This is a genomic window from Yersinia thracica (assembly GCF_902170565.1).
GTDB lineage: Bacteria > Pseudomonadota > Gammaproteobacteria > Enterobacterales > Enterobacteriaceae > Yersinia > Yersinia thracica.
The window spans coordinates 1-25921 of record NZ_CABHXX010000055.1 but is presented as its reverse complement, the minus strand read 5'-3'; the positions used below and the strand labels follow the sequence as shown (position 1 = coordinate 25921).

Sequence of the window (25921 nt, the reverse complement as noted above, 5' to 3'; positions counted from 1 at the left end):
AAAAGGGAATCAGAATTATGGCTGAATGGGTTAGTGGCAAAATTACTCACATTGAACACTGGACTGACTCGCTGTTCAGCATTCGGGTCAATGCGCCAATTGATCCCTTTACCGCCGGTCAATTTGCCAAGCTGGCATTAGATATCAACGGCGAGCGGGTACAGCGGGCCTATTCCTACGTCAATGCACCAAGTGACGATAATCTGGAGTTCTATCTGGTCACCGTGCCCGAGGGGAAACTCAGCCCGCGACTTGACCAACTGACAGTGGGTGGCGAAGTGATGGTGACCAAGCAAGCGGCGGGCTTCTTTGTGCTGGAAGAAATTCCGGATTGCGACACGCTATGGATGCTGGCAACAGGCACCGCTATTGGCCCGTATCTGTCTATTTTGCAGGAAGGGCGCGATTTAGAGCGCTTTAAAAATCTGGTGCTGGTTCATGCTGCGCGCTTTGCCCGCGACCTCAGCTATCTGCCATTGATGCAGCAGCTTGAGCAACGCTATAACGGCAAACTGCGAATTCAGACCGTTGTCAGCCGTGAAGAGTCACCGGGGTCATTGACGGGCAGGGTTCCGGCACTGATTGAAAATGGTGCACTGGAAGCCGCTGTCGGCTTGAAAATTGATGCTCAAGACAGCCATGTCATGCTGTGCGGTAACCCGCAAATGGTGCGAGACACCCAGCAATTGTTGAAAGAACAGCGGGAAATGCGTAAACATTTACGCCGTAAACCGGGGCATATGACCAGCGAGCAGTATTGGTAATAAACAGTATTAGTAATAAACAGTATTGGTAAAGGGCCATCTGGCCCTTTTTACCTTATCAAACCCTATTTACTGCGGTGTTTTTTCAGCCAGAAACTTCACCGGTAACGCTTCTGGGCCAAAACGATTGTCACCCTCGGTCCCGAGAAATGCGCCACAATCAATAAACATCATGACAATAATTAGTGTGGGAATAAACCGCCCAACACCCCATTGCCAGATGGGCGCTAGCATCTGCCAGTTACCCGCCATTAACATCCAGGCCAACACCACCAATAGCGCCCACCAACCGGCTTTATTGCGGTCATGTAGCCGTTTGACGACCACTGTTGCCGTGGGCCACAGTAGAAAAACAATAGCAAAAGCAGCGGTCTGAGTGGTGAGCCAATTCTGCCCGGCCAACGTAAAGATAACCAGCATTGCCAGTAACCACAGCCCAATCCAAATCCAAAAATCACGCCGCCCGATACGGCCTTTTAACGAGAAACACCATTGCTGTATTGTCATCAATGACCTGATCCATTTAACTGATATATACCCAAAATAATCCGAGTTGCAGGAAGGCGGTAAGAGAGATAATCCCGATGAGCTTACATAAGTAAGTGATTCGGGTTATTGAGCGTAGCCAACGCACATGCAGCTTGAAGTATGACGGGTATAACGTAAAGTTGGTATGGACAATAGAGTAACTCAACGCCGTAACTAACCTATACTCTTTGCAGTGAATTTTGACAATCACCCCCAATTACCGCTTTAATCCCCTACACAAACTGCAAACAACGGCGTAAGTCATGAGAAAAGAAATAACCGCAATGCTGACAATACTGCTGCTAATAGCAGCGGTTAGCCGCGCTCATGCCGATCCCGAAGCTGGCGATGAACAGCCGGCAGAAGACACTCAGCCAACAGCTCCTTATCTGCTTTCCGGCGCGCCAACCTTTGATTTAACGCTGGTTAAATTCCGTGAAAGTTATAATCACGCCAACCCGACGCTGCCTATCAGTGAGTTTCACGCCATCATAGTAAAAGATGATGTGCCGCCGCTGACCCGTGCTGCCAGTAAGATTAACGAAAATCTCTATGCTTCAACCGCATTGGAGAAAGGAACGGGGAAAATTAAAACCTTACAAATTACCTATTTGCCAATCAAAGGAAGCGAGGAAAAAGCGGCCCGGCTGATAGCGGTTAATTACATGGCGGCCCTGATGCGCCAGTTTGAACCCACACTCACACTCGAACAAAGTATCAGCAACGTGCAACAATTGCTGATGAAAGGCAAAGGTTCACCTTTCTTCGTCCATCCTGTCGGCGCAATTCGCTATGTTGTGGCAGATAATGGCGAAAAAGGGCTTACCTTCGCTGTTGAACCGATTAAGCTATCACTATCTGAAGCATAATCTCGCCGCAATTAATGACGAAAAGCAAAGCCATTACCGCTAATCATCTCTATACTGTTGGACAGGTAAACTGCCTGTCGGGCAGTCATTATTATTGACCCTCGCGTCCCCTTGTTGGAGGAAGAAACATGCGTCATCCATTAGTTATGGGTAACTGGAAGCTGAACGGTAGCACTCACATGGTTAACGAGCTTATCGCTGGCCTGCGTAAAGAATTGAGCACTGTTGACGGCTGTGGCGTGGCTATTGCCCCACCGGCTATCTATCTGAATCAAGCTAAGCATGAGCTGTCAGGTAGCCGCATCGCGCTGGGCGCACAAAACGTTGATGTGAATCTATCCGGCGCATTTACCGGCGAAACTTCTGCTGAAATGCTGAAAGATGTTGGTGCTCAATACATCATTATCGGTCACTCTGAGCGCCGTACTTATCACAACGAAAGTGATGAATTCATTGCGAAGAAATTTGGCGTACTGAAAGAAATCGGCCTGATCCCCGTATTGTGCATCGGCGAAACTGAAGCAGAAAACGAAGCGGGTCAAACTGAAGCTGTTTGCGCCAAACAACTGGACGCCGTGCTGAATACCTTGGGTGTGAAAGCATTCGAAGGCGCGGTTATTGCTTATGAGCCAATCTGGGCTATCGGCACCGGCAAATCAGCAACTCCAGCACAGGCGCAAGCGGTTCACAAATTTATCCGTGACCATATTGCCAAGCTTGATGCCGCGGTTGCCGCACAAGTTATCATTCAGTACGGCGGTTCCGTGAATGATAAAAATGCAGCAGAATTGTTCACCCAGCCAGACATCGATGGCGCGCTGGTTGGCGGTGCATCACTGAAAGCGGATGCATTCGCCGTTATCGTGAAAGCTGCTGCAAAAGCTAAAAAAGCCTAATTTAGGTATAAGCGGCTGATTAAGCTGGGGCAGATGATGCTCCGGCTTTTTTACTAGCTGTTCCTTGCTCTGTCTTCCCACAGATTAATCCCATTCTCTTCAATGGAACCAAGGAAATCCAAAATCTCAGCGTGACTTCCTGCAATTTCACTCAGCTCACAGCTAAAATGCTTCATCTTTTGGGCATCAAACAAATGAATAATATTGCTATCTTTAAATTTAATCAGATTACAGGCATGCCCATCTATCGCACCGGGTAACCAACTCCGTAAGGCTGGACGATTAATAGCAATAACAGCAAATAACTCATTATCCTTTTTATAACCACTTAAATGATCAGCAAACACCTGAGCGGATAACCCTGACTGAAGCAGTGTTAACATATTCCCTGCGACTCGCGCCCCCCTCAATTCAGGTAAAGCTCGGTATAGAGAATTATCGGTCAATGTATCAACCACAGCAGTGGCACAAGACACACAATTAGTTTGGCCGAAACCTTGGATACCAAAGAACGAAAGCAAAGCAGCCAATGGCCGTAGCCATAAAGGTGCTTTCCCATCACGATTGATTTCTTTTAATAAAACCGCGCCCAGATATGCATCTTTACCTGCACGATAGTCATCCGGCTTTATACCCTCGGGGTCTTTTCTGTTTTCTATTATGGGAGCTGTATAGGTCGGTGTACTCTCTAAACAGCCCTCCTCAAAACAATTAAAATCTTCATCGATTGAATGTGCCGATGAAGTGCTGACGTTCTTCAATGGCCGGGGTTCTGGCTGCAAGTCTTGAGTGCCATCTGAGCTCCAACCAGTATTGCTGGCCCCATTTATATTCATTTTATTCTCCCCCTAATTCATGCAGTTTTATTAGTCTGAGTAATTTAATAAACTATTCAGCACCGCCTGGCGAATCGGGGAGTTTTTATCTGTAAGAAAGAGAAGAATTATAAAAATAATCAGAGGGTTAAAATGGCTAATAAAACAAAGCGCCCGTAAGCATTAACTTACGAGCACTGAGTCAACTACTGCTATCAAATCATTATGTTATTTTTTCTTATTTCATTGTTTACTTATTTTATCGCTTACTGATTTCGTCGAATACGCCGCCGGTCGCAAAATGCACCTGCTGGGCTTTAGTCCAGCCACCGAAAACGTCATCAATGGTAAACAACTTCAGTTTCGGGAACTCATTAGCAAACTTAGCGGCGACAGCCGGATCACGTGGACGATAGTAATTCTTGGCGGCAATAGTCTGGCCTTCCGGTGAATACAGGTATTTTAAGTAAGCATCAGCCACTTCACGGGTACCGCGCTTATCGACCACTTTATCCACCACCGAGACAGTCGGCTCAGCCAAAATAGAAACACTCGGCGTGATGATATCAAACTGGTCTTTACCTACTTCATTCACCGCCAGCAGAGCTTCATTTTCCCAGGCAATCAATACATCGCCAATCCCACGTTCGACGAAGGTATTCGTCGCCCCACGCGCACCAGAATCCAAAACTTCCACATTTTTATACAACTGTTTGACAAATTCTTGCGCCTTGGCCTGGTCATTATTGTTGTGCTCTAGCGCGTAGCCCCATGCCGCCAGATAGTTCCAACGCGCACCACCGGAGGTTTTCGGGTTCGGCGTAATGACCGAGATGCCCGGCTTCACTAAATCTGACCAATCATGAATCTGTTTTGGGTTCCCTTTACGCACCAGGAAAACAATAGTTGAAGTGTAAGGCGCGGAGTTATCAGGTAGGCGCTTGATCCAGTCTTTATCAATACGACCACGCTCAGCAATAGCATCGACGTCATAAGCCAGAGCCAAAGTCACAACATCTGCTTCAATACCATTAATCACCGAGGTCGCCTGCTTACCAGAACCGCCATGTGATTGGCGCACAGTCACCTTGTCACCGGTTTTCTCTTGCCAATATTTACTAAATGCTTGGTTATAATCTTGATAAAATTCACGTGTCGGATCATATGACACATTCAGCAATTGAATATCTTTTGCCATGGCACCTGATGCCAGCAGCAGTAATGAAAGACCTACACCCCATTTACGCATTGACCCGCTCCCCAGATTTGTTGTTATTAACTTAATTAGTTGGCTTGATACTGAGCGTGCCAGAAACTTTCCGGTCAATTAAAGAATAAAAAAGTTTTGATTATATCAATACGGAATATATGAGTGACTGGAAATAAAAAACCCCCGCAATTGCGAGGGTTTAGCGATCAAGCGAATGGCTGTTTTAGAACAGTTTTTTCGCAGTATCGTACCAATCTTCTTTAAATTTACTTTTCTTATTTTCTGGCGCGATACAAACGGAGATTAATTCATGCACCATCTTCTCGTTTTGTACCCCAACGCAAAAGCCGCCGCGCGAATAATCATGATTTTCCAACAGCAGATCAACAGCATAAGCGCCCATACGAGAAGCTAAAATACGGTCATAAGGAACCGGAGCTCCACCGCGCTGGATGTGGCCCAAGACAGTACCACGGGTTTCGCGACCGGTTTCTGTCTCAATGTATTTAGCCAGCTCGTCGATATTGTCCAGTTTTTCAGTAATGGCCACGATCGCGTGCTTTTTGCCTTTCTCGATGCCCGCTTTGATTTCAGCAACCAAATCTTCACGTTTGAATTCAACTTCAGGGATAGCAATAAACTCGCAGCCCCCGGCAATAGCCGCCGCCAGAGTCAAATCGCCACAATAACGGCCCATCACTTCAACGATGGAAATACGCTGATGAGAAGAAGAAGTATCACGCAAGCGGTCAATAGCTTCCACCACGGTGCCCAGTGCGGTGAAGAAACCGATGGTATAGTCAGTCCCGGCGACATCGTTATCAATAGTGCCCGGCAAGCCGATACAGTGAATCCCACCTTCTTTGGTGAGTAAGTCTGCACCGGCATAAGAACCGTCGCCACCGATAACCACCAAGCCATCAATGCCACGGTCTTTCATATTCTGTAGGGCAACTTTACGTTTTTCCGGATCTCGAAACTCAGGGAAACGCGCTGAACCCAAGAAAGTACCGCCACGGTTAATCATATCTGACACGCTATAGCGGTCCAGCTTCCTCATGCGATTCTCAAACAAGCCAAGGTAGCCATCTTCAATACCGTAAACTTCTAATCCTGCTGACAAAGCTGCACGAACAACCCCACGAATGGCTGCATTCATACCTGGCGCATCACCGCCGCTTGTTAATACACCGATTTTCTTGACCATGACTACCTCTGAACTTGTAGATGCGATTTTTTAAAATTATTTATTTGCCGATTATGTCTTGCACAGGCGAACAGTACAGAAAATCAGCTTGATGAGCTTAATATTGAATATTATAGCAAAAACACCAAGCTGAATTGATTCAAGTCATGCCATTTGGCGGTATTTTCTTCATGACTGAACCATTATGTCACCCCAGTTTACCTGTCGTTAATGTAGCAATAACGGATGAATAAATTATAACTCCCAATGCGCATGGCGTTCTTTGGGTACCACCGCAGTAGGATCTTGATGGATAAGGACATCTGCGCCAGGAAAACGGTGTAATAATGCCCGCTCCACTTGATCAGCTAAAATATGCGCCTCCATCAACGGCAGCATATCCTCCATTTCAAGATGGAGTTGAATAAAACGCGTTGGCCCCGACTGGCGAGTCCGCAAGTCATGAGCGCCAATCACACCCGGCCATGACGTCACGATATTGATAATTTCCTGCCGCTCATCATCTGGCAAAGCGCGATCCAGCAAAGCTTGCACCGCTTCATAACCCATACGCAGTGCGCTATAGAGAATATAAACTCCAATCCCCAATGCAAACAATGCATCCGCACGATGAAAACCATACCAACTTAATGCTAATGCAATAAGAATAGCACCATTCATCATGACGTCTGATTGATAGTGCAACATATCGGCACGAATGGCCTGACTCTGAGTTTTTCGTACCACCCAGCGCTGAAATGTGACTAATATCATTGTACTGAATAATGCAATTAACGTTACCCAGATACCTATACCAGGATCTTGCAGCGGTGTTGGTGATGCCAAATGTTGAAAACCCGTCAGGAACAGGAATAACGCCGAGCCGGAAATAAACATACTTTGCGCCAGCGCAGCCAGCGATTCCGCTTTACCATGGCCAAAAGTATGTTCTTTATCAGCCGGTTGCAGCGAGTAGCGCACCACAAAAAGATTGGTTAAAGAGGCGGCTAGATCCACCAGTGAGTCAACTAACGCAGCCAACAAACTCACTGATCCAGTATGCCACCAGGCAAAAATTTTAATTATCAGTAAGATTGATGCCAGCACAGTGGCGCTGAGCGCAGCAGCTTTCACCAGGCGCGCATATTGCGGATCCATAACTCATTCCGAATAATATTCAGGGGTTATGAGTATAACGGAAAAGCGACAAAAAAAAGCCCTCCATCATGGAGGGCGAAAGACAGGGATGGTGTCTATAGCAAGGAAAACAGGGTATTACAGGGTACTACTTACTTCTGGGCAGAAGAGGGTTGTGCTGCTGGCGCCTGCTGCATTTTTTCAATGCGCTGCTGGTGCTTTTGGTTCAAGGCAGCTTTTTGCTCTGGAGTGAGCAAGTTAAACATTTGGTTACGCACTTTGGCCATTTCGACCTGACGATCAATCTGGTCTTTGGACATTTTCTCGGCCTGCGCTCTTACCGCAGCTTCGTCGAATTTATCCGCGGTGACCAACTTGTGCATGGCTTCGCGTTCAGCCAAATCGACACGCGGCTGGTCTTGACGAGACTGGCGCATCAGGTCACGCATTTGCTGGCGTTGCTGTTCTGTCAGATTGACGCCATCAAACATGTTATGGTGACCACGGCCATCTTTCTTGTTCATCATCGCACCGTCACCGTGGCACCAGCCATCAGTGGTCCCGGCCTTATCGGCGGCGAAGGCGGCTTGAGAGCCGAGAACTAACATTGACGCCATGATTAACGTTGCTACTTTAGTTACTTTGCGCATCATTTAACTCCTGGGTTCTGTTTGCTAAGCGGTTTACTGCTCTGCGATTCAATAAGGAGCAGTCTACTGGCCCGGCTGCAAACTAGCGTCAGTGGATGTAAAACTGGAGTCAGGGCATGTAAAGCTAAGTAAAGTCATGGAATACCGGCAGTTGATAACGTATTTTGCGTCAAGAGGAGAAACAATCATGCATAAAATCCTATTAGTTGATGATGACCGTGAACTGACGTCGCTGTTGAAAGAATTACTGGAAATGGAAGGTTTTAATGTTGTCGTTGCCTATGATGGTGAACAAGCATTAAACCTGCTGGACAGTTCTATCGATTTGTTATTATTGGATATTATGATGCCGCGCAAAAACGGTATCGAAACCTTGAAAGAGTTACGCCAGCACCACCAAACCCCGGTGATTATGCTGACGGCTCGGGGTAGTGAGCTGGATCGAGTCCTCGGCCTGGAGCTGGGTGCGGACGATTATCTGGCGAAGCCCTTTAATGACCGTGAGCTGGTAGCGCGTATCCGAGCTATTTTACGCCGATCTAACTGGAGTGAGCAGCAGCAAAATGTCGACCAGGGCGCGCCAATACTGGATGTTGATTGCCTGCAATTGAACCCAGGCCGTCAGGAAGCCAGCTTTGAGGGCCAGTCGCTGGAATTAACCGGCACGGAATTTACCTTACTCTACCTGTTGGCTCAGCACCTCGGCCAAGTAGTCTCGCGGGAGCATCTCAGCCAGGAAGTGTTGGGGAAACGATTAACACCGTTTGACCGTGCCATTGATATGCATATTTCAAACCTACGCCGCAAGTTGCCAGATCGCAAAGACGGGCTACCTTGGTTTAAAACTCTGCGCGGTCGCGGGTATCTGATGGTCTCTGAAACATGATTAACAGTTTAACGACGCGAATTTTTGCGATTTTTTGGTTTACCTTGGCGCTGGTATTGATGCTGGTGCTGATGTTACCAAAACTCGACTCGCGTCAAATGACCACCTTGCTCGACAGCGAACAGCGTCAGGGAACGATGCTGGAGCAACATATTGAAGCCGAATTGGCCAGTGACCCGGCCAATGATCTCATGTGGTGGCGCAGGCTTTATCGCGCCATCGAAAAGTGGGCACCTCCCGGCCAGCATTTAGTGTTAGTGACCACCGAGGGCCGCGTTATTGGTGCCCAGCGCCACGAAATGCAAATGGTGCGTAATTTTATCGGCCAGTCAGATAACTCCGATCAGCCGAAAAAGAAAAAATATGGCCGTGTTGAGATGGTCGGCCCCTTCTCCATCCGTGATGGCGAAGATAACTATCAGCTCTATCTGCTGCGCCCAGCGAGTAGCCCGCAATCCGATTTTATCAATTTGATGTTTGACCGGCCGCTGCTGCTCTTAATTGCAACTATGTTGATCAGTGCGCCACTGCTGTTATGGCTGGCATGGAGTTTGGCGAAACCGGCGCGTAAGTTGAAAAATGCCGCTGATGACGTAGCGCGAGGCAACCTGAAACAGCACCCTGAGTTGGAATCCGGCCCACAAGAGTTTTTGGCAACCGGCGCCAGTTTCAACCAGATGATCAGTGCGCTCGACCGGATGGTTGTGGCCCAACAACGGCTGATTTCTGATATCTCCCATGAGCTACGCACGCCACTGACTCGCTTGCAACTGGCCACTGCGCTGATGCGCCGCCGCCATGGCGAGGGGAAAGAACTGGAGCGTATTGAAATGGAAGCGCAACGATTAGATAGCATGATCAATGATTTGCTGGTGTTATCCCGCAGTCAGCATAAAAACGAGCTGCACCGCGAGCCGATCAAAGCGAATGAACTGTGGTCTGAAGTGCTGGAAGATGCGCAGTTCGAAGCTGACCAGATGGGGAAAACGCTGGAAGTGACCGCACCTCCGGGGCCATGGACCTTATTTGGCAACCCGGCGGCCCTCGACAGTGCGTTGGAGAATATCGTGCGTAATGCGCTGCGTTATTCTCATCATCACATTGCCGTGGCGTTCAGCTCGGATAATCAGGGAATAACTATCACTGTCGATGATGATGGGCCCGGTGTCAGCGAGGAAGACCGTGAACAAATCTTCCGGCCATTCTACCGCACAGATGAAGCGCGAGATCGTGAATCCGGCGGGACAGGTTTGGGGCTGGCGATTGTAGAAACTGCGGTTAATCAGCATCGCGGTTGGGTACGGGCCGAAGACAGCCCATTAGGGGGTCTGCGCCTGATTATCTGGTTGCCGCTGCATCCACTTAAATCTTAATGAAGTGACAAACCCGGCTGCCCGATCCAATATGATCGGGCAGCCTATACTGGATTGAGCAGGCCATCGGCGGCCTATTTTTGGCTTTCTTTCTCCAACAAATATTTTTTGCGCTCAATCCCCCAGCGATAGCCTGACAATGCACCATCCTGACGAATGACTCGATGGCAGGGAATGGCGACCGCCAGCATATTGGCAGCACAGGCACCCGCCACCGCGCGTACCGCTTTTGGCGAACCGATTTTTGCGGCAATATCGGCATAACTGGCGGTCTCGCCTGCCGGTATTTCCCGCAACGCCTGCCAAACCCGCTGCTGGAATGCCGTGCCACGGATATCCAAGGGCAAATCTAGCCCAAGCTTAGGGGCCTCAACCAAGCCCACCACCAGCGCGAACCATTGTTCAAACTCGGCATCCCCGCCAATTAACTCCGCCTGTGGAAACTTATCCTGCAATTGCTGCACCAGCAGGGCCGGTGAGTCACCCAACAAAATGGCGCAGATTCCCAGCTCACTTTTCGCCATCAAGATAGCCCCGAGAGAACTTTCCCCCACCGCAAACCGCAGTGTGACATCGCGGCCACCTTGGCGGTAACGGGTCGGCGTCATGCCCAATAACTGATTGGATTGTTCATAAAAACGGCCATTGGAGTTGTATCCAGCATCAAAGATGGCGTCAGTCACCGAGCCTTCGCCCGCCAATTGGGTGCGGACTCGTGCACTGCGGGTCGCGGTGGCATACGCCTTGGGCGTTAACCCGGTCATGGATTTAAATAATCGATGGAAATGAAAAGTGCTGAGATTCAGCTCGGCCGCCAACTCACTGAGTTTGAACGGTATTTCTGCTTGTTCAATTAAACGGCATGCCCGGCTAATTTTTTCTGCATGCAGTTGCGCTTGAGATAACTGAGTGGGTCGGCAGCGTTTACAAGGCCGATAACCCGCGAGTTCGGCGGCGTCATTATCAGCAAAGAATTCAATGTGTTCTGCTTTCGCCTGGCGGGAAGAACATGAGGGCCGGCAATACACACCGGTGGTTTTCACCGCATAAACAAACTGACCATCGGCGGTTTTATCGCGATTAATAATGGCGGCCCAGCGTGGGTCTGACAAACTGTCTATTACGCCCCGAACTGATGTCATGATGAATACTCCATTAATACTGACTGTGGCGGTCAGCATATAAAATCACCACATTTGGCGCTCTCCGCTCCTTGCTTTCAAATTTTTATTTTATCGCCCCGGTTTATTTTACAAACCTATTTATTTTACAAAGCTATGGAATGGCCGACAAAAATGGGTAACCGCTGCACTGAGCGGGGGTTTCTGATATCCTGCGCCCCTCATTATTGGGGGACATATGCTTAATATTGTTTTATTTGAACCCGAAATCCCGCCGAATACCGGCAATATTATCCGGTTATGTGCGAATACAGGTTGCCAGCTCCATCTGATAAAACCTTTAGGTTTCACCTGGGATGACAAACGCTTACGCCGTGCGGGTCTTGATTACCATGAGTTTGCTAACATCAAGCATCACCATGATTATCAAGCATTCCTCGACAGCGAAAAGCTCGATGGCGCGCAATCTACCGGTGACCCATCTGCCGGAGCAAATGCTGCCCGCTTATTTGCTCTGACGACCAAAGGGACGCCAGCCCACAGCGCCGTCAATTATCAGCTAAATGATTATCTGCTGTTTGGCCCGGAAACTCGCGGCTTACCGCCCACGGTTCTGGATGCACTACCTGCTCAACAGAAAATCAGAATTCCAATGCTAGCCGCTAGCCGCAGCATGAACCTGTCCAATGCCGTGTCCGTGGTGGTGTATGAAGCCTGGCGGCAATTAGGTTATCCGGGTGCATTACTGAAAGAGTAGCAAGATGGTAGTCAGGGATTGGGGTCTGCCTATATAGAATAGATCCCCAAAGGCATTGGCGTCGCAGCAAGGCGGCAAGCGAGCAAATCCCGATGAGCTGACATAAGTCAGTGATTCGGGTTTGTGAGTGCGGCTAACACCGCTGCACCGTCAAGGACGAAAGGGATGATTAGATGCCGTCGCCGTACTCAAACCCATGGCTCACCCCATTGAAATGCTGATCCATATCCAATGAAGGTTTATCACTCTCTGGCTTGCCGACAATGCGAGCGGGGACACCGGCGGCTGTGGTGTGGGGAGGCACGGCCTGCAACACCACTGACCCGGCACCAATTTTGGCACCACGTCCGACTTCAATATTCCCCAGAATTTTTGCACCCGCGCCAATCATTACACCTTCACGAATCTTCGGATGACGGTCACCACTGGTTTTCCCGGTACCGCCCAGAGTGACGGATTGCAGAATGGAAACATCATTCTCAACCACAGCGGTTTCACCAATGACAATGCCGGTGGCGTGGTCCAGCATGATGCCGCAACCAATGGTTGCCGCTGGGTGGATATCCACACCAAAAGCGACAGACACTTGATTTTGCAGGTAAATAGCCAGTGCTTTACGATCCTGCGCCCATAGCCAGTGGCCAATACGATAAGCTTGTAAAGCATGAAAACCTTTCAGATACAGCAACGGCGTAGAGTATTTATCCACTGCGGGGTCGCGCAAGCGTACCGCCAGAATATCGCGGGCAGCAGAGATAATCATCTGTTCATCAACTCGATAAGCATCTTCAACCACCTCACGGATGGCAATCGCGGGCATGATGGGATTGGCTAGTTTATTCGCCAGAATATAGCTCAGCGCACTGCCTAAATTCTCATGCTTCAGTAAAGTCGCGTGAAAAAAACTTGCCAGCATGGGCTCACACTCGGCCAGTGCTCTCGCTTCTGATTTAATGCTACTCCAAACCAGCTCTAACTCTTCTGACGACATTGCATACTCCTGCCCATAAACAAGCAGCTTCGGGGAACGACCGAAGCCACTGACACCCTAATTCCTTGACGTGGCAACGCCAAGGATTGGCACTCTATATTTATTATTTTATTACCGCTGAACAATCTAAATGCCGCTTTTTTCATCTTTTTTGGTCCGACCCAATAAGGTCAGCGCCGCTTCACGCGCATTCTTGTGGCAGTACAGCACCTGATAAATTTGTTCAGTAATTGGCATTTCAACACCGTAGCGCTGTGCCAGCGCCAGAACTTCCTTGGTATTGCGGTAACCTTCAACCACTTGACCAATTTTATCCTGTGCTTCTTGTACGCCTAACCCCTGCCCAAGCATGATGCCAAACCGGCGATTCCGAGATTGGTTATCTGTGCAGGTTAGCACCAAATCACCTAACCCCGCCATGCCCATAAAGGTGGAGGGATCAGCGCCTAATGCCGTGCCCAGACGAGTCATTTCCGCCAAGCCACGGGTTATCAATGCGGTTCGCGCATTGGCACCAAAACCAATACCATCGGACATCCCAGCGCCAATCGCAATCACGTTTTTCACTGCGCCACCGAGTTGCACCCCGATAAAATCAGGATTGCTGTACACGCGGAAACTTTTGCCACAGTGCAACAGCTGTTGCAGGTCTTCACTAAATTGTGTGTCGGTCGATGCCAGTGCAATCGCAGTGGGTAAACCGGCAGCCAGCTCTTTAGCAAAAGTCGGGCCGGAAACCACGGCGAGCGGAATACTCTCGCCCAGCACTTCCCGCGCCACATCCGCCAGCAAGCGGCCTGTTTCTGCCTCAAGCCCTTTAGTCGCCCAAACAATACGCGCATCTGGGCGTAAGTGTGGTTTGAGCTGATTTAATACCGCGCCAAAAACATGACTGGGCACCACCACCAGCACATCACGGCTGGCGGCCAGCGCACGTGCCAAGTCGGTTTCCAGTAACAGAGTGTCGGGGAAAGGGACATCAGGCAGGAAAGCTTGGTTACAACGGTCTTGTTGCAGAGTTTGAATATGCTTAGGGTCGTGGCCCCATAACACAACTTGATGGCCATTACGCGCTAGCGTAATGGCTAATGCGGTGCCGTAAGATCCGGCACCGATTACAGTCATTGAAGCATGGGTGGTGTTCATCAGGCATCCTGACGTTGTTCAGCACCTTCAACTTCACCTTCAGCCTGCTGTTGCAGATAGTTCATGAACAGGGCATCAAAGTTAACCGGTGCCAAATTCAGCTGTGGGAAAGTACCGCGAGATACCAAGCTGGTGATACATTCACGCGCATACGGGAACAAAATGTTCGGGCAGTATGCACCTAAGCAATGCGCCAGTTGGGTGCCATCGATACCAGCGATGGAGAAGATGCCGCCCTGCTGTACTTCACACAGGAATGCAGTTTCTTCGCCCAAAGAAGCCGTGACAGTCACACGCAGTACCACTTCATACACATCTTCAGCCAGCTGACTGGAAGCAGTATCAAGATCAAGTTTAACTTCTGGCTGCCAATCCTGCTGGAAAACCTGCGGAGCATTAGGTGCTTCGAAGGAGATATCTTTGGTGTAGATACGTTGGATCTGGAAAGCCATCTCGGTGTTATTTTGTTCTGACATGTGTATAGATACCCTAAAGTTAGACGTCCTTATTAAACAGCACTTCCGCCGCAGGCTCTTTCCATTACAGTAATGGGGCCCACTGGCGAGTTAAAGCAGCGGGTCAAGCCCACCGCGCGCATCCAGGGCATGTAAATCATCACAGCCGCCGATATGCTGCCCATCAATAAATACCTGAGGCACCGTCGTCCGCCCGCTACGAGCAATCATCTCTTCACGTTTGGCCGGGTCATTATCAATTGCGATTTCATGAAAAGCAGCACCTTTGCTGTTCAACAGTGCTTTAGCACGATGGCAGTACGGGCAGGTTACTTTGGTATAAATCTCAATCTTCGCCATGGATACACCTCAAATTTACATTTCATTGATATAGCGATTTTTATAACAATTACTTGCCGCGCGCCAGTGGCAGATTCTCGCCACTCCAGCCAGATATACCGTCTTTCAAGGTCAACACTCGCTCAAAACCGGCTTTATTCAGCAGCTCAGCGGAGGCACGGGAGGTCGTCCCTGTAGCACAAACTACAATAATAGGCTGTGCTTTGTGCTTTTCCAATTCAGCCAGATTGCCGTTTTTAATATCGCTTGGCAGTAAATTAATAGAGCTGGCGATATGACCCTTGCGGTAATCATCACGTGTGCGGATATCAACCACCACCGCATCTTCTTTGTTAATCAGACGCGTCGCTTCACCACGGGTGATTTCTTTCACTTTTGACAGCGAACTTTTAAAGGTGGTGAAAATTACGGCGACGAACAACGCCACCCAAGCCAAACTCAAAACTGGATGCTGGCTAATGAATTGCATAATTTCTTGCAACATGGGGGTAAAAACTCCCGTTAGTTAGGGGATAATATTCAAGGTCACAGAGTATACCTGCGCGTTGCGGCAAATACAGCCAATATGCAAGCGCCATTGCAGAAACTGCGAACAATCTCTGGAAGTTTTGTCGTCTCTTTGATGATTTTTACGCAAAACCCCACACCAATGTTGATCTCTTTGGGCTATTTTTAACCGGTTCTGTAGTAAATTACCGCCTTTCTAATAAGAAAGAGGTTCTGCAATGTCGAGCACTAAAAAACCGCTGGTTCTGACTATTCTGGATGGCTATGGCTACCGCGAAGAACAGCAAGATAATGCCATTCTGAATGCCAATACGCCGGTTATGGACCGTTTATGGCAACAACAGCCTCATACATTGATTGCCGCTTCAGGTCTGGATGTTGGTTTGCCCGATGGGCAAATGGGCAACTCTGAAGTCGGTCACGTCAATCTGGGGGCTGGCCGTATTGTTTATCAGGATTTAACCCGCCTCGACAAAGAAATCAAAGAGGGTGACTTTTTCACAAACCCAACCCTGACCGCAGCTATTGATAACGCAGTTAAAGCGGGCAAAGCGGTGCATATCATGGGCCTGTTGTCTGCCGGTGGTGTTCACAGCCACGAAGACCACATTCTGGCGATGGTTGAGCTGGCGGCTAAACGCGGGGCGACTGCCATTTATCTGCATGCATTCCTCGATGGCCGCGACACCCCGCCGCGCAGTGCTGAATCTTCACTGAAACGATTCACTGAAAAGTTTGCCGAGCTGGGCAAAGGCCGTATCGCGTCTATTATTGGCCGCTATTATGCTATGGACCGTGATAATCGCTGGGATCGAGTACAACTGGCCTACGATTTACTGACTCAGGCAAAAGGCGAATTCACCGCAGATAACGCGGTTGCTGGCCTGCAAGCTGCCTATGCCCGTGATGAAAATGACGAATTTGTCAAACCAACCGTGATTAAAGCCGCGGGCGAAGCTGATGCTGCCATGAATGATGGTGATGCATTAATCTTCATGAATTTCCGTGCAGACCGTGCTCGCCAAATCACCCGCACCTTTGTGAATGCCGACTTTGACGGCTTCAAGCGCGATAAAGTGGTTAACTTCGGCGATTTCATCATGTTGACGGAATATGCGGCTGATATTAAAGCGGCTTGTGCTTACCCGCCAGCATCACTGAGCAATACTTTCGGTGAATGGCTGATGAAGCATGACAAAACACAGCTGCGCATTTCTGAAACTGAAAAATATGCTCATGTGACTTTCTTCTATAACGGCGGCGTGGAAGAACCATTCAAAGGTGAAGATCGCATTCTGATTAACTCACCGAAAGTGGCAACCTATGACCTGCAACCGGAAATGAGTTCCGCAGAACTGACTGAAAAATTGGTCGGCGCTATCGCCAGCGGCAAATATGATGTGATCATTTGTAACTATCCGAATGGCGATATGGTCGGCCATACCGGTGATTATGATGCCGCCGTGAAAGCAGTAGAAACTCTGGATAATTGCATTGAACAAGTTGTTGCTGCGGTGAAAGCAGTTGATGGGCAATTGCTTATCACCGCCGACCACGGCAATGCTGAGCAGATGAGTGACCCGGCGACTGGCCAGGCACACACCGCCCATACCAGCCTGCCTGTTCCCCTGATTTATGTCGGCAATAAAGAGGTTAAAGCTGTCTCCGGCGGCAAACTTTCAGACATCGCACCGACCATGCTGTCACTGATGGAAATGGAAATCCCGCAAGAGATGACTGGTAAGCCGCTGTTCATCGTGGAATAATCCTTCGTTATGAAGGAAAAGGCGTCATTCGCGATATCAATGGTTACGGAAGATAGCATCAACGGCAATACAGAGGGCTTCTCTGCATTGCCGAATAGGTTGGTGCCTCGCCCGTGGTCAGCACTGTACGCCAGCGTTTTTTGCGCTGGCGTATTGCTGTTTCCATTATCCAGCCATGCCGCTGATGCCCCTGCTACTACCCCTTCAACTATAAAAACAGCAGAAAACAAAAGTCAGTTGAAAACACTTCAGCAAGATATCGCTGAGAAAGAAAAAAGTGTTCAGCAACAAAAACAGCAACGCAGCTCCCTGCTAGACCAGTTGAAACAACAGGAAAATACCATTGCTCAGGCTAGCCGCAGCCTACGTGAAACCCAAGGTACCCTGAGTGAGCTGGACAAAGAAATTTCCAGCCTTACCGCCTCGATTGGCAAACTCCAAAGCCAACAATCTCAGCAACAAGATATCCTGTCAAAACAGCTTGATGCGGCCTTTAAACAAGGTCAGCACAGTGGCTTACAGCTTATTTTAAGTGGTGAAGAGAGCCAGCGCAGTGAGCGTATTTTGGCGTATTTCAGTTATCTCAATGAAGCCCGCCAGAAATCCATTGAAGCACTGGAACAAACCCGCACTAACCTGTCTGCTGAGAAAAAAGTGCTGGAACAAAAGAAAAACCAGCAAAAAGCTTTATTGGATGAGCAGAAAACTCAGCAGCAAAAGCTGGAAGAAGCGCGGACTGCCCGCAAGAAAACCCTGACTTCGTTGGAAGCCTCGCTGGAGAAAGATCAGCAGGGTCTGGCGGAGCTAAAACTGAATGAATCACGTTTGCGCGACCAAATCGCCAAAGCCGAACGCGAAGCCAAAACCCGTGCAGAGCGGGAGGCTAAAGAAGCGGCCCGCGTACGCGAACAAGTCAAAGTCAAAGAACAGCAAGCCAAGAAAACCGGTTCCAGCTATAAACCAAGTGAAAGTGAGCGCTCATTAATGGCGCGAACTGGCGGTCTGGGTCGTCCGGGCGGCCAAGCTATGTGGCCCGTTAGGGGGAATGTGACTCACCGCTTTGGCGAGGCCTTGCAAGGTGAACTCCGTTGGAAAGGCATGGTTATTTCTGCGCCAGAAGGCAGCGAGGTCAAAGCGATTGCGGATGGCCGGGTACTACTGGCGGACTGGTTGCAGGGCTATGGACTGGTGGTCGTCGTTGAGCACGGCAAAGGGGATATGAGTTTATATGGCTACAACCAAAGCGCGCTGGTCAATGTCGGCGCTCAGGTAAAAGCTGGCCAGCCAATTGCGCTCGTCGGCACCAGTGGCGGTCAGGGTGAACCATCACTCTATTTCGAAATCCGCCGTCAAGGGCAAGCGGTTAACCCACAACCTTGGTTAGGAAGATAGAGAACAACATTAGGGAACACCTATTGCGCTATTTCAATACACGTCGGTTTATCATAGTAAGCACTCTACTCATTGCTAACGCCGCGCAGGCGGGCAAACTTTCAATCGTTATTGATGACTTTGGTTATCGCCCTCAGAACGAAAACAAGGTGTTACAGATGCCGCTGCCGATCTCAGTGGCGATTTTACCTAATGCCCCCTATGCCAAAGAGATGGCCATCAAAGCCCATAATCAAGGACGCGAAATTCTAATTCACCTGCCGATGGCCCCGCTGAGCAAGCAACCGCTGGAGCGCGATACATTACAGCCATCAATGAGCAGTGAAGAAGTCCAACGCATCATTCGTCAGGCGGTGGGTAATGTTCCTTACGCCACCGGTATGAATAATCATATGGGCAGCGCGATGACTTCCAGCTTGCCGGGCATGCAAAAAGTGATGCAGGCATTGGAGCACTATCAGCTCTATTTCCTTGATAGCGTGACTATTGGCAACAGCCAGGCCAGTAAAGCGGCCGAAGGTACTGGCGTCAAAGTGATTAAGCGCAAAGTTTTTTTGGATGATTCACAAAATGAAGCCGCGATCCGCCAACAATTTAACCGCGCAGTAGCATTAGCCCGCCGTAATGGTTCGGCCATTGCGATTGGGCACCCACATCCAGCCACCATTAAAGTGCTGCAACAAATGTTGCCTCAATTACCTGCGGATATTGTTTTGGTCAGACCCAGCGCGCTGCTGAATGAACCAGTACGCAATAATAGCGGCAGCGGCACTGTCTCACCGGGCAAATCAAAACCGCGTAACCCGGCCAAAGGCGAGCGCCTGAAAGCTATCAAGCAATGCAACGCGAAAGCCAGTTATGTCCCGGAGAAAATCTACGCCGATGAGATGTTTATTGTCTTAGGTGAGAGCCTGATGCAAAGCCCGGCAGTGACATTTGTTAAGAAGCATTGGCAGCAATATTTCCCGCCAGTCGCGCCCGTGACTCCGGTTGATAAACCGGCAGTCGATGAATCTAAAGCTAAAAATCCGTAAAAATGGGGCAGTCATCACCTGACTGCCCCGCTTTCATCCTTGCAACTTCAAGGGAGAAAAGGCAATACCCAAAGTCATTGGAGTTGCAGGTAGGCGGCCAGCAAACTCATCCCGATGAGCTTACACAAGTAAGTGATTCGGGTGAGTGTGTGCAGCCAACACCCCAGCAACTTCAAGGACGAAGGGTATTTTTAATCCCAGTTTAATATCACCTTACCTGATTTCCCCGAGCGCATAGCATCAAACCCTTGCTGGAACTCATCGATGGAGAAACGATGGGTGATAATCGGGGTCAAATCCAAACCAGATTGAATCAATGCCGCCATTTTGTACCAAGTTTCGAACATCTCACGGCCATAAATCCCTTTGATAAACAGCCCTTTGAAAATCACCTGATTCCAGTCGATAGACATATCCGATGGCGGTATCCCCAGCATCGCAATACGGCCACCGTGATTCATTGAGTTAAGCAAGGTACGGAAGGCTGGCGGCGCACCGGACATTTCCAGACCGACGTCAAACCCTTCAGTCATACCCAGCTCAGCCATCACATCATTCAGATTTTCTTTACTGACATTAACTGCGCGGGTTACTCCCATTTTACGCGCCAGATCCAGACGGTATTCATTCACGTCAGTGATAACAACATGGCGAGCGCCGACATGTTTACAGACCGCAGCAGCCATGATACCAATCGGGCCAGCGCCGGAAACCAGCACATCTTCCCCAACTAAATCAAAGGATAACGCGGTATGCACAGCATTACCGAACGGGTCAAAAATAGCCGCGAGTTCATCAGAAATATTGTCGGGGATTTTGAAAGCATTAAAGGCCGGAATCACCAGATATTCGGCAAAAGAACCCGGGCGGTTTACGCCGACACCCTGGGTATTGCGACAAAGGTGGGTGCGCCCGCCCCGGCAATTACGGCAATGCCCGCAGGTAATATGCCCCTCGCCAGACACCCGGTCACCTATATTAAAGCCTTTAACTTCCTGACCGATTGCCACCACTTCACCAACATATTCGTGACCAACGACCATAGGGACAGGAATAGTTTTTTGTGACCATTCATCCCAGTTATAGATATGCACATCAGTGCCGCAAATAGCAGTTTTGCGAATTTTGATCATGATGTCATTGTGGCCCAGCGCAGGCGTAGGCACATCAGTCATCCAAATACCTTCTTCTGCTTTTAGTTTGGATAATGCTTTCATAGACAATACTTTCATCAAAATCCCTTACGCAATAACGTTAAGCTGTTTGCCAATACGGATGAAGGCTTCAACAGCCCGCTCAACCTGCTCTGGCGTATGATCTGCCGACATCTGAGTGCGGATGCGCGCCTGACCTTTCGGCACCACCGGATAGAAGAAACCAGTGACGTAAATCCCCTCTTTCAGCAATGCATTGGCAAATTCTTGCGCGAGTGTCGCGTCGCCCAGCATCACCGGAATGATGGCGTGATCGGCACCGGCCAAGGTGAAACCGGCGGCACTCATTTTCTCGCGGAATAAACGGGCATTGGCCCATAGGCGATCACGTAGCTCAGCGCCGTCTTCCAATAGCGATAACACTTCAATAGAAGCCGCGACTATTGCTGGAGCTAATGAATTTGAGAACAAATAAGGCCGTGAGCGCTGGCGCAACCACTCAACCACTTCTTTACGCCCTGCGGTATAACCGCCCGATGCCCCACCCAGCGCCTTGCCTAATGTGCCGGTGATAATATCAACGCGATCCATTACTTCGCAGTATTCATGAGTACCGCGACCATTTTCACCCACAAAGCCCACTGCATGGGAGTCGTCGACCATCACTAGCGCCTGATATTCATCTGCCAAATCACAAACGCCTTTCAAGTTGGCAATAACGCCATCCATAGAAAATACGCCGTCGGTGGCGATCATAATATGGCGCGCGCCGTCTGCTTTGGCTTGTTCTAGCTGGGCTTTCAATTCGCTCATATCATTATTGGCATAGCGGTAGCGCTTAGCTTTACATAACCGCACTCCATCAATAATTGAAGCGTGATTCAGCGCATCGGAAATAATGGCATCCTCTGGCCCCAACAGAGTTTCAAACAAACCGCCGTTGGCATCGAAACAGGAGGAATAAAGAATGGCATCTTCCATACCGAGGAAACTGGCCAGCTTCTGTTCCAGCTCTTTATGGGCATCTTGAGTGCCGCAAATAAACCGCACCGAGGCCATACCAAAGCCATGAGTATCCATGCCTTTTTTAGCCGCCGCGATCAGCCGGGGGTGGTTTGCCAGCCCTAAATAGTTGTTGGCGCAGAAATTAATCACATGGCGGCCATCCGCCACAGCAATATCAGCTTGCTGCGCGGAAGTAATTATCCGCTCATTTTTATACAGCCCTTCAGCGCGGGTTGTTTTGATTTGTTGTTCTAATTGCTGATAAAAGGCGTTTCTATTACAAGGCAAGGACATGCGGTTATCTCCAGAATAAGCATTTTCACCCTACATTTTACTGCCTGATGGATGAACTGACGAGAAACCTTGTCTTATATTATAAAAAATGCAGCACATATCACGGGGAACATTCCTAAAGCCGCATAGAAACAGAGAGATTAGCCCCTTCCGGCTGTGCGCTATCCTATGAAATGTTATGATAACGGCAAATAGAGTGTGGGGCATTGTGCCCGACCAAGAAGATTAACAAGGGTGAACCTGATGATTATCGTCACTGGCGGCGCCGGTTTCATTGGCAGCAACATCGTTAAGGCACTGAATAATATCGGCTATAAAGATATTTTGGTTGTGGACAATCTGAAAGACGGCACTAAATTCGTCAATCTGGTTGATCTGGATATCGCCGATTACATGGATAAAGAAGATTTTGTTGCCAGCATTGTTGCCGGTGATGATATGGGTGATATCGACGCGATCTTCCACGAGGGTGCCTGTTCTTCCACCACCGAGTGGGATGGCAAGTACATGATGGATAACAACTATCAGTATTCTAAAGATATCCTGCACTTCTGTCTGGATCGCAGTATTCCGTTCCTGTATGCCTCTTCCGCTGCCACCTACGGCGGGCGTACTGATAACTTCATTGAAGATCGTCAGTATGAACAGCCACTTAATGTTTATGGCTACTCCAAATTCTTGTTCGATCAGTATGTGCGCGAAATTTTACCAGAAGCTGATTCACAGATTTGCGGGTTCCGTTATTTCAATGTTTATGGCCCACGTGAAGGCCATAAAGGCGGCATGGCGAGTGTGGCTTTCCATCTGAATAACCAGATCAAAGCGGGCGAAAACCCTAAATTGTTCTCCGGCAGTGAAAACTTCAAACGCGACTTTATTTATGTCGGCGATGTTGCTGACGTTAACCTGTGGTTCTGGCAAAACGGCGTATCCGGCATTTTCAACTGCGGTACAGGCCGTGCAGAATCTTTCCAGGCGGTTGCCGATGCGGTGGTGGATTTTCATCAAAGCGGGCCTGTGGAATACATTGAATTCCCAGAAAAACTGAAAGGCCGCTATCAGGCATACACGCAAGCTGATTTAACTAATTTGCGCGCTGCCGGTTATGACAAGCCGTTCAAAACTGTCGCCGAAGGCGTCAAAGAATACCTGGCCTGGCTCAATCGCTCAGTCTAAATAACTTGCTGCAAGGAATTGATAAACGGTATGAAAATACTGGTCATCGGCCCTTCTTGGGTTGGCGATATGATGATGTCGCAAAGTCTTTACCGCACCCTGAAGGCCGAATATCCGGCAGCAGAAATTGATGTGATGGCGCCCGCATGGTGCCGTCCGCTTTTGGCGAGAATGCCAGAAGTTCGCCATGCCGTCCCGATGCCATTAGGCCATGGGGTTTTTGCTTTTGAGGAGCGCCGCCGCTTAGGTCTGGCCTTGCGTGAAACAGGCTATGATCGCGCTTATGTGTTACCAAACTCATTTAAATCTGCCCTAATACCTTATTTTTCAGGGATTAAACAGCGAACTGGCTGGCGTGGCGAAATGCGCTATTTCTTACTCAATGATATGCGCATTCTGGATAAACACGCTTTCCCGATGATGGTTCAGCGCTATGTTGCATTGGCCTACGATAAAGAGCGTATTCGCTCAGCAAATGATTTACCACAGCCTTTGCTACGGCCTCAATTACAGGTTCAGGATGAAGAAATTGCCGAGATTACGGCAGCATTCAACCTAACGGATAACCGCCCAATTATTGGTTTCTGCCCTGGCGCTGAGTTTGGCCCGGCAAAACGCTGGCCACACTACCACTATGCCGCGCTGGCCCAGAAACTGATTGATGCGGGCTATCAAGTCATCTTGTTGGGATCAGCCAAAGATAATGAAGCTGGCGAAGAAATCCGCCAGGCGCTGGATGAAAGCGCCCGCGAATATTGCCTCAATTTTGCCGGCCAGACATCGCTGGATCAAGCCGTGGTCATGATTGCCGCCTGTAATGCCGTGGTCAGTAATGACTCCGGTTTGATGCATGTTGCTGCCGCGTTAAATAAGCCGTTAGTCGCTTTATATGGCCCAAGCAGCCCGGACTTCACTCCGCCACTGTCTGACAAAGCCACAGTTATTCGCCTGATTACCGGCTATCACAAAGTGCGTAAAGGCGACAGTGCGCAGGGTTATCATCAGAGTTTGATTGATATCCAACCTGAACAAGTGATGGCTGCCCTTGAGAAGCAGCTTTCGGCACCAACCTGTTCAGCGAAAGAGGCCGATTAATGCATGTATTGATCGTTAAAACCTCTTCAATGGGCGATGTTTTACATACATTACCCGCGCTGACTGATGCCATGAATGCCATTCCCGGCATTCGCTTTGATTGGGTGGTAGAAGAAGGTTTCAGCCAAATCCCCAGCTGGCACCCGGCGGTGGATAAAGTTATTCCGGTTGCCATCCGCCGTTGGCGAAAAAATTGGTTCGGCAGTGATACCCGGCAAGAGCGCTGTGATTTTAAACGCGAGGTACAACAACGCAGCTATGACCTGGTGATCGATGCTCAGGGGCTAATTAAAAGTGCCGCATTGATTACCCGCATCGCTAAAGGGATAAAACATGGCCCAGACAGCAAAAGCGCCCGCGAACCCTTTGCCAGCTGGTTTTACAACTGCCGCCATCAGATTGATATCAAACAACATGCTGTCGAACGCATCCGCCAATTGTTTGCGAAGAGTCTCGGCTACGATAAGCCCGAAAGTTATGGCGATTATGCTATCGCATCGCGTTTTTTAAGCCACTTACCTGCTAATGCTGGCCAATATCTGGTTTTCCTGCATGCAACCACCCGCGACAGCAAACACTGGCCTGAGAGTCATTGGCTAAAACTGATTGAGCTGGTTGCTCCGACGGGTTTAAAAATAAAATTACCCTGGGGGGCGGAACATGAGTATCAACGTGCTTTGCGGTTAGCGGAGCATTTTTCTCATGTTGAGGTCTTACCTAAACTCAGTCTCCAGCAAGTGGCCGAGGTGCTGGCGGGTGCAAAAGCCGTGGTTTCCGTTGATACCGGTCTCAGCCACCTGACCGCCGCACTGGATCGCCCCAACATTACCTTGTTCGGCCCAACTGACCCTGGTTTGATTGGTGGCTATGGCAAAAACCAGATTGCGGTAATCTCCGAGCAAAAAAGTATGGATACCATTACGGCTGAAAGCATTATGGCGCAATTGGAACCGCTTATTTCATAAGCAATTATTTCTAGCCTGTAATGCCCGCTTAAAAGATCCGTTAGTCCGCATTTACTGTGTAATAACAGCCAGCGCTGGTAATTATCAGAGCTGGCTGTTATCAGAACTGATGGTTGTAAGAATGGATGGTTGTAAGAATAGATGGTTGTAAGAACTAATTGTTGTCAGTATTCTGATAGTTAAACATTGTTAATCTGTTATTCAAGCTATTAACGGAGCCCATTAATTCACTTTTTGCTAATAACAGCTCATTGATTTCTCTATGTTCTTAATTAATGACTCAATACCGTCCCAATAAAACTTAATTTTCCTGAGTGCGTGATAAACCGTTAAATAACAAAGTATTATTAGCTGAAAATAGCATCATTGAATAAGCTGATGATATATAC

26 protein-coding genes are annotated in these 25921 nt (G+C 48.9%); 12 read left to right on the top strand and 14 right to left on the bottom strand.

What is annotated here, in order from left to right; translation table 11 throughout:
- Positions 1 to 17: 17 nt before the first annotated feature.
- Positions 18 to 764 carry a ferredoxin--NADP(+) reductase gene (fpr, locus tag FTA91_RS06395; RefSeq protein ID WP_050114761.1) on the top strand — a complete coding sequence of 249 codons (747 nt, stop codon included), beginning with the start codon at positions 18 to 20 and terminating at the stop codon, positions 762 to 764.
- A 69-nt stretch (positions 765 to 833) separates the two neighbouring features.
- Here fpr and FTA91_RS06390 read toward each other — a convergent pair whose 3' ends face one another.
- Positions 834 to 1271 (bottom strand): DUF805 domain-containing protein, encoded by a 438-nt coding sequence (locus FTA91_RS06390; RefSeq protein WP_145535710.1) that lies wholly within the window; start codon positions 1269 to 1271, stop codon positions 834 to 836.
- 284 nt (positions 1272 to 1555) lie between these two features.
- On the opposite strand from FTA91_RS06390, the gene FTA91_RS06385 reads away from it, so the two are divergent.
- Together FTA91_RS06385 and tpiA are read left to right on the top strand one after the other, a co-directional pair.
- Entirely contained in the window at positions 1556 to 2161 is a 606-nt protein-coding gene (locus FTA91_RS06385) for a DUF1454 family protein (RefSeq protein WP_050114766.1), read from the top strand.
- 128 nt (positions 2162 to 2289) lie between these two features.
- Positions 2290 to 3057 (top strand): triose-phosphate isomerase, encoded by a 768-nt coding sequence (gene tpiA / locus FTA91_RS06380; RefSeq protein ID WP_004392229.1) that lies wholly within the window; start codon positions 2290 to 2292, stop codon positions 3055 to 3057.
- A gap of 53 nt (positions 3058 to 3110) precedes the next feature.
- On the opposite strand, the gene FTA91_RS06375 is transcribed toward tpiA, so the two are convergent.
- From FTA91_RS06375 to cpxP, 5 genes are all read right to left on the bottom strand, one after another.
- Positions 3111 to 3893: a hypothetical protein gene (locus FTA91_RS06375; protein ID WP_050114767.1), complete on the bottom strand. Its 783-nt coding sequence runs from the start codon at positions 3891 to 3893 to the stop codon at positions 3111 to 3113.
- Positions 3894 to 4131: 238 nt separating this feature from the next.
- A complete protein-coding gene (locus tag FTA91_RS06370; RefSeq protein ID WP_050114769.1) occupies positions 4132 to 5121 on the bottom strand; it encodes a sulfate ABC transporter substrate-binding protein in 990 nt (329 codons plus the stop codon).
- A 184-nt stretch (positions 5122 to 5305) separates the two neighbouring features.
- A complete protein-coding gene (pfkA, locus tag FTA91_RS06365; protein ID WP_050114771.1) occupies positions 5306 to 6289 on the bottom strand; it encodes a 6-phosphofructokinase in 984 nt (327 codons plus the stop codon).
- A 234-nt stretch (positions 6290 to 6523) separates the two neighbouring features.
- Positions 6524 to 7426, bottom strand: coding sequence for a CDF family cation-efflux transporter FieF (gene fieF / locus FTA91_RS06360; protein WP_050114773.1), 903 nt, complete (start codon positions 7424 to 7426; stop codon positions 6524 to 6526).
- Between the two features lie 131 nt (positions 7427 to 7557).
- Positions 7558 to 8055, bottom strand: coding sequence for a cell-envelope stress modulator CpxP (gene cpxP / locus FTA91_RS06355; protein WP_145583086.1), 498 nt, complete (start codon positions 8053 to 8055; stop codon positions 7558 to 7560).
- Between the two features lie 187 nt (positions 8056 to 8242).
- Between cpxP and cpxR the strand changes: the two genes are divergently transcribed.
- Both cpxR and cpxA read left to right on the top strand, forming a co-directional pair.
- Complete coding sequence (gene cpxR / locus FTA91_RS06350) at positions 8243 to 8941, top strand: envelope stress response regulator transcription factor CpxR (RefSeq protein ID WP_050114776.1); 699 nt, start codon at positions 8243 to 8245, stop codon at positions 8939 to 8941.
- On the top strand, positions 8938 to 10314 hold the full coding sequence (gene cpxA / locus FTA91_RS06345; RefSeq protein ID WP_038637953.1) for an envelope stress sensor histidine kinase CpxA: 1377 nt from the start codon (positions 8938 to 8940) through the stop codon (positions 10312 to 10314). Before cpxR ends, cpxA begins: the two co-directional genes overlap by 4 nt.
- Before the next feature lie 74 nt (positions 10315 to 10388).
- Here cpxA and ada read toward each other — a convergent pair whose 3' ends face one another.
- A complete protein-coding gene (ada, locus tag FTA91_RS06340) occupies positions 10389 to 11456 on the bottom strand; it encodes a bifunctional DNA-binding transcriptional regulator/O6-methylguanine-DNA methyltransferase Ada (RefSeq protein ID WP_413081185.1) in 1068 nt (355 codons plus the stop codon).
- A 217-nt stretch (positions 11457 to 11673) separates the two neighbouring features.
- Here ada and trmL point away from each other — a divergent pair, with 217 nt between their 5' ends.
- On the top strand, positions 11674 to 12192 hold the full coding sequence (trmL, locus tag FTA91_RS06335; RefSeq protein ID WP_050114780.1) for a tRNA (uridine(34)/cytosine(34)/5-carboxymethylaminomethyluridine(34)-2'-O)-methyltransferase TrmL: 519 nt from the start codon (positions 11674 to 11676) through the stop codon (positions 12190 to 12192).
- A gap of 169 nt (positions 12193 to 12361) precedes the next feature.
- Here trmL and cysE read toward each other — a convergent pair whose 3' ends face one another.
- The 5 genes from cysE to FTA91_RS06310 form a co-directional block, all read right to left on the bottom strand.
- Positions 12362 to 13183: a serine O-acetyltransferase gene (cysE, locus tag FTA91_RS06330; RefSeq protein ID WP_050114782.1), complete on the bottom strand. Its 822-nt coding sequence runs from the start codon at positions 13181 to 13183 to the stop codon at positions 12362 to 12364.
- Positions 13184 to 13309: 126 nt separating this feature from the next.
- Entirely contained in the window at positions 13310 to 14329 is a 1020-nt protein-coding gene (gpsA, locus tag FTA91_RS06325; RefSeq protein WP_050114785.1) for an NAD(P)H-dependent glycerol-3-phosphate dehydrogenase, read from the bottom strand.
- Positions 14329 to 14805 (bottom strand): protein-export chaperone SecB, encoded by a 477-nt coding sequence (gene secB, locus FTA91_RS06320; protein ID WP_032820633.1) that lies wholly within the window; start codon positions 14803 to 14805, stop codon positions 14329 to 14331. Before secB ends, gpsA begins: the two co-directional genes overlap by 1 nt.
- A gap of 90 nt (positions 14806 to 14895) precedes the next feature.
- Positions 14896 to 15144, bottom strand: a complete 249-nt coding sequence (grxC, locus tag FTA91_RS06315; RefSeq protein WP_050114787.1) for a glutaredoxin 3 — start codon at positions 15142 to 15144, stop codon at positions 14896 to 14898.
- A 49-nt stretch (positions 15145 to 15193) separates the two neighbouring features.
- Positions 15194 to 15628, bottom strand: coding sequence for a rhodanese-like domain-containing protein (locus tag FTA91_RS06310; RefSeq protein WP_050114788.1), 435 nt, complete (start codon positions 15626 to 15628; stop codon positions 15194 to 15196).
- A 241-nt stretch (positions 15629 to 15869) separates the two neighbouring features.
- On the opposite strand from FTA91_RS06310, the gene gpmM reads away from it, so the two are divergent.
- Genes gpmM through FTA91_RS06295 form a run of 3 tightly spaced genes read left to right on the top strand, consistent with a single transcriptional unit; the run spans position 15870 to position 19843 of the window.
- A complete protein-coding gene (gene gpmM / locus FTA91_RS06305) occupies positions 15870 to 17417 on the top strand; it encodes a 2,3-bisphosphoglycerate-independent phosphoglycerate mutase (RefSeq protein ID WP_145583083.1) in 1548 nt (515 codons plus the stop codon).
- A 9-nt stretch (positions 17418 to 17426) separates the two neighbouring features.
- Positions 17427 to 18809, top strand: coding sequence for a murein hydrolase activator EnvC (envC, locus tag FTA91_RS06300; protein WP_145583081.1), 1383 nt, complete (start codon positions 17427 to 17429; stop codon positions 18807 to 18809).
- 23 nt (positions 18810 to 18832) lie between these two features.
- Entirely contained in the window at positions 18833 to 19843 is a 1011-nt protein-coding gene (locus FTA91_RS06295; RefSeq protein ID WP_050114793.1) for a divergent polysaccharide deacetylase family protein, read from the top strand.
- A gap of 191 nt (positions 19844 to 20034) precedes the next feature.
- Here the strand turns inward: FTA91_RS06295 and tdh are convergent, their stop codons facing one another.
- Both tdh and kbl read right to left on the bottom strand, forming a co-directional pair.
- The gene (gene tdh / locus FTA91_RS06285) at positions 20035 to 21060 is read right to left on the bottom strand and encodes an L-threonine 3-dehydrogenase (RefSeq protein ID WP_050114894.1); all 1026 of its coding nucleotides are present in this window, start codon (positions 21058 to 21060) and stop codon (positions 20035 to 20037) included.
- Positions 21061 to 21084: 24 nt separating this feature from the next.
- Positions 21085 to 22296: a glycine C-acetyltransferase gene (gene kbl / locus FTA91_RS06280; protein WP_145535718.1), complete on the bottom strand. Its 1212-nt coding sequence runs from the start codon at positions 22294 to 22296 to the stop codon at positions 21085 to 21087.
- A gap of 243 nt (positions 22297 to 22539) precedes the next feature.
- Here kbl and rfaD point away from each other — a divergent pair, with 243 nt between their 5' ends.
- Genes rfaD through rfaC form a run of 3 tightly spaced genes read left to right on the top strand, consistent with a single transcriptional unit; the run spans position 22540 to position 25532 of the window.
- On the top strand, positions 22540 to 23472 hold the full coding sequence (rfaD, locus tag FTA91_RS06275) for an ADP-glyceromanno-heptose 6-epimerase (RefSeq protein ID WP_050114797.1): 933 nt from the start codon (positions 22540 to 22542) through the stop codon (positions 23470 to 23472).
- A 30-nt stretch (positions 23473 to 23502) separates the two neighbouring features.
- A complete protein-coding gene (gene rfaF, locus FTA91_RS06270; protein ID WP_145583080.1) occupies positions 23503 to 24567 on the top strand; it encodes an ADP-heptose--LPS heptosyltransferase RfaF in 1065 nt (354 codons plus the stop codon).
- Entirely contained in the window at positions 24567 to 25532 is a 966-nt protein-coding gene (gene rfaC / locus FTA91_RS06265; RefSeq protein ID WP_050114801.1) for a lipopolysaccharide heptosyltransferase RfaC, read from the top strand. The genes rfaF and rfaC overlap by 1 nt, the downstream gene beginning before the upstream one ends.
- Positions 25533 to 25921 lie beyond the last annotated feature (389 nt).